The sequence below is a fragment of the Streptomyces sp. NRRL F-2664 genome, from assembly GCF_000719345.1.
In the GTDB taxonomy this organism is placed as follows: Bacteria; Actinomycetota; Actinomycetes; order Streptomycetales; family Streptomycetaceae; genus Streptomyces.
In genome coordinates this window covers 1-4,501 of sequence record NZ_JOFX01000121.1, presented here as the reverse complement: position 1 = coordinate 4,501, position 4,501 = coordinate 1, and the positions used below count along the sequence as shown (strand labels likewise).

The 4,501-nt window shown below is 69.7% G+C and carries 3 protein-coding genes; 1 reads left to right on the top strand and 2 read right to left on the bottom strand.

Annotation, left to right across the window (positions count from 1 at the left end; genetic code table 11):
- Nucleotides 1-390: 390 nt before the first annotated feature.
- Entirely contained in the window at nt 391-1,980 is a 1,590-nt protein-coding gene (locus IF89_RS0134390) for an FAD-dependent monooxygenase (RefSeq protein ID WP_063831385.1), read from the top strand.
- Nucleotides 1,981-2,273: 293 nt separating this feature from the next.
- Here IF89_RS0134390 and IF89_RS49475 read toward each other — a convergent pair whose 3' ends face one another.
- Nucleotides 2,274-2,813 carry a CatA-like O-acetyltransferase gene (locus IF89_RS49475; RefSeq protein ID WP_420707007.1) on the bottom strand — a complete coding sequence of 180 codons (540 nt, stop codon included), beginning with the start codon at nt 2,811-2,813 and terminating at the stop codon, nt 2,274-2,276.
- A gap of 270 nt (nt 2,814-3,083) precedes the next feature.
- Nucleotides 3,084-3,623: a hypothetical protein gene (locus tag IF89_RS43515; protein ID WP_030776636.1), complete on the bottom strand. Its 540-nt coding sequence runs from the start codon at nt 3,621-3,623 to the stop codon at nt 3,084-3,086.
- Nucleotides 3,624-4,501 lie beyond the last annotated feature (878 nt).

Below are 4,501 nucleotides of genomic sequence, written 5' to 3'. Positions count from 1 at the left end.
GAGCTCGGCGGCTCCGGGCGTGGTGAGAGGTGACCCCTGTGGGCGGCTGGGACCACAAACCCCAGCGATCTGATCATCGGACTGGATGCGGTGGTCGTGATCGTGGTGCTGGACGGTCCCGGAGGCCGACTCTTGACCAGGGGATCCGGCCCCAGGGGGTGTGTACGGCTTCTCCGGAACCGACCAGCACCACGAGTGATGCGGGGCCCGCAGTCCGACAGCGTCAACTCGGCCTTCGGCCGCACCATCCGCACCCCTCCTCCAGCTCGATCAGCGGATGTTCCGCGATCTCCGGATCGGTATCGAGTCGCTGCACCTCAGTGCAGTCCGTGAACATGCAATGAACTTAACATTCGCGGCATATCGTCATGATTGGTTTCAGGCGCGTGGATGGAGGCTCGTGTGAGGGTGTCGGAGACATCTGTGCTCGTCGTCGGTGGAGGCCCAGTGGGTCTAACGCTGTCGGCCCTGCTGTCCGGGTACGGCGTGGACCACCTGCTGGTCGAGGCCCGCGATTCGACATCGCGCCATCCAAAGGCCCGCGGTATCTCGGCCCGCTCGATGGAGATCTTCCGCCGCCTCGGCCTGGAGCAGGCCGTCCGCCAGGCGGGCTTGCCGGCCGACCAGGTCTTCTTCTACCGCGGCCGCGATCTCCTCGACCCCGACTACACCCGCACCGGCCTCGGCCACCAACCCGCCGAGGACGAGGAGAAGACCCCGTCACCGGGGCTGATCTGCTCCCAGGATGTGCTGGAGCCCGTCCTGCTCCAGCACGCGACCGCCCTGGCCGGCCCACGGATCACGTTCGGGACCCGCCTGGTGTCCTTCACCGACCACGGCCGGGGCGTCCTGGCCGAAGTCGAAGACTCAGCGACCGGTGCACGGCGCGGTGTCGCCGCGGACTGGCTGGTGGGCTGCGACGGTGCCGCCAGTACCGTCCGCTCCCTGGCGGGTGTGGCGATGGAGGGTCCCACGGGCCTGGGGCGGTACCTGAGCATCCGGTTCGAGGCGCCGCTGGGAAAGATTGTGGCCGACCGGGCCAGCGCCTCCTACTTCCTCACCGTCCCGGGCCGGGGCGGCTTCATGGCGGTGGACAACGACCGCTGCTGGATCTACCAGTACCCCCTCCCGGACAGCCCGGACGCCCGGCCTCGGGTGGACTTCTCCGACCACGGGTACCTGGCCGAACTTATCCGTACGGCCGCCGGGATCCCCGGCCTCGAGGTCACAGTGCAGGACACGATGACGTGGAGGATGGACGCCCAGCTAGCCACCGCCTACCGGAATTCACGTGTCCTTCTGGCCGGTGATTCCGCGCACGTCATCCCGCCGACCGGCGGGCACGGCATGAACACCGGCATCGGCGACGCGGACAACCTCGCCTGGAAGCTCGCCGCGGTCACCGCCGGCGTTGCTGGTGAGGCACTCATTGACACCTACGAGACCGAACGCCGCCCCATCGCCCGCCAGGTGATCGGCATCTCCACCGACAACGCCCGCGCGCGGGCCGGCTACCGCATCGACGACGAACTCCTGCTGACCGCCGCCTACCACTCCACCGCCGTCATCCCCGCGTGGGGACAGCCCTCCGGGGACAGCACCCTGGACCCGGCCGGCTACCGCCCCACCTGCCGTCCGGGCACCCGTGCCCCGCACATCCGCCTCACCGGCGGCCCCGACAGCCTCTCCTCCACCCTCGACCTCATCGGGCCCGACTTCACCGTCATCACCAGCACCGGCAACCCAGCCTGGCGCCGTCAGGCGGACACCGCACGCGCGGCCGGACTACCCGTCACCGCTCTCGCCGTCAACACCATTACCCAGCGCGCCGCAACACCCGGGCAATGGGAACACATTCTCGGTACCAGCGACCCCGATGCCGCTCTCCTCGTCCGCCCCGACGGACACATCGCCTGGTGCGCCGACAACGCAGAAGCCAGCCTCACAGCCGCCCTCCAGCGCATCCTTGCCAGGGCATAAGGCCACTCAGCGAACAGACATCCGGCAAGGGAGGCCGTCACCCCAGCCCGGTGGATGCCAGGACACGAGATGCCCGAGCGTCTCCTTCGCCCGGATCGGGACGGCCCACCGGCATCGTGTCCGTCATGGCCGAAGAATTTTCTGACCGTGTCCAGACATCCACTGGCCGACCCGCCATGGGGCCTGATCACGATGTGCGTCGGGGCTGTTCCTGCTGCAGCTGGACGTGACAGTCGTTACGGCAGGCTCCCCGCCGCGCCACTCGATCAGGCGCTGCTCCGGCTCGTCGAGCACTACGCCGTCAAGGTCCAGGACCGCACGGCGCAAGAACTCCAAGACGTCCCAGGACCGAAGGCCTTGCCGAGGGTCTTGCCATCCAGCCGCACCTGGCGGCCGCCGTCAGCATCCGGCGGGTACACGATCACACGCAGGTCAGGCCATGCCCCAGCAGGCAAACGCTCCGCCCTGGTCAGAGAAGTGGCCAGGCCTCCACCCGAGGCGGAGATCAGCGCAGGTGCCAGACTTCCCCGGTCCAGCAACTCCCGCCTCCTCCTCGGCACTGGACCCCGCCCCTTCTCCGGCAGGCGAAGCCTTCTGCTCAGGCCTTCCGCTCTCCTCCAGCCAGGTCGGACCTGTACGAAACCCTGCAACTCGTTGATGAGCCGTGTCGAGTGGAACCCGTCTGCGGCGGCGTGGTGCACCTGTACTGCCAGGGGGAGCAGCACCCGGCCGTCTCGCTCGGTGTAGCGGCCGAGTGTGAAGATCGGCGCGAGGTGGTCCCAGCCGCTGCCGATGTTGAACCCGGTGAAGGACGCCCACGGCACGCTGGACACGTCGAACACGTTGGTCGGCGGCGTCCCCTGTGGGAAGAAGTCGTGGCGCGACTGTGCTCCGCGAGCAGAGGGGCGGCTACATCATGGAACGCGCCGAAGTCGGAATCGTAGGGAACCCACACGCACGCGAACGTCTCGCGTCCCGGGTTGAACCGGGGGCACCGTGATCGTCCGTCACACGTCGCCGGTCAGCGCCCGGTTCGACAGCATCCACGTCGGCCCCGGCCTCTGCCCCGCGACCACGGCCCCGGGTGAACTCCGCTTCCCCTGCTACGCCAGACGTTTCTTCGGCTGGGGGCGGGCGTCGAGGAGTGCCCACCAGGCATGACCGTCATGGTCGGTATGGGCGCCGCACGCATCGACGGTCCGCAGGACTGCCACCTCCGCCGGCCCCGCTCCCGCCGCGTCCTGCGCACTGGCCTGGTGGTTGAGGGCCATGACGAGGATCTTGTCGTCCTGGTCGGCGAGGTGGACGCTGACGCGTTTCCCACCGGCCGCCACGGCCGCGTCCACGAGGCTGTGGACCGTCTTGAGGAAGTCGTGCTCGTCCAGAAGCGGGTAGCCCCACTCCGCGACAGCCAGCGCCGCCTGCGCGGCGGCTTTCTTCGCCGCCCACCGGTCCGCTCGCAACGCCAGCACCCTGGCCCGCCGACTGGTGACGACCAGTCGGGGCGGCACCCCGGTGAGCGACTTCGGCTTCGTCGCCGGCTGCGGCCGCGGCGGCTCCACCGGCTTCTTCTGCGGCGGCGGCGACTTCGGAGGAAAACTCGGCGCAACCTTCGGACCCCTGCCTTCCGCAACCTCGCTCATACCCCGTCACGCTACGCCCGCTGACCCCGGCCGCACACCGGCATCGACCGCATCCGCCCCGCGGGATTTTGCGGCCTCGGACAGGGTCAATGCAGGTAATCGGTGAGGTAACTGCGGGCCGCGGCGATCGTCCTGGCCGGTCTGGAAGATGACGTGCCGCAGGTCGGGCGAGGGCCTTCAAAGCGACCAGGGGCTCTCGGCGGCCAGCCCACCGAGCTGCTCCACGAGTTCGGCCAGAACCCCGGTGGGTCCCACGGGGGAGTGGGACGGCCCCGACCCGGATGACCGGCAGGTGGGCTCGGCGGCTCGCCCTTCCCGAGCTCGTCGACGCCCTGGGCGTTCCGGCGCCCCCTCCTTCGCGCCGCGGTGTCCTCGTGGAGGACCCCGCCGCCCCGCGTGGCCGTGACGCGCTCGCGCTGGGCTCCGCCTCGGCGCTTCCGCCTGGACAGCACCGATCGACGGGCGGCTGTCCGAGGTGACCGGCCTGGACCACCCCGCATCACCGTCGCCGTGGCACTGATGGGCGATCCCGCCGCAGTACCGCACCGACTTCGATCGCCGGCCGAGAGCGGCGAGGAACAGGTATACGGCGTCCACCACACCCTCGTAGGTCCCACCGGCCGCGACCCGGTTTTGCCGGAGTGGGCAAGCGGCGCGGCGTGCGCGCCACCAGGTGCGGGACGCCGGGCCCGTATCGATGCCTGCTGCCGATCATGCGTGGCCGGGCCCCGACCCGGGGGAAAGGAGGGTCGGGGCCCAGCAGGGGGCAGCGCGCCGTACGTTTACTGAGGGTTTCAGGGTGGGGTCGGTGGGTTGATGGTCAGACCGGTGGCCGTGAGACAGCTGTCGGTGAGGTCGGGTCGGAGTTGGATTCTGCG

Bases quoted from the DNA above. Each gene is read 5' to 3' on its own strand.
- IF89_RS0134390 (WP_063831385.1), top strand. From the start codon at position 391: ATGGAGGCTCGTGTGAGGGTGTCGGAGACATCTGTGCTCGTCGTCGGT.
- IF89_RS43515 (WP_030776636.1), bottom strand. From the start codon at position 3,623: ATGAGCGAGGTTGCGGAAGGCAGGGGTCCGAAGGTTGCGCCGAGTTTT.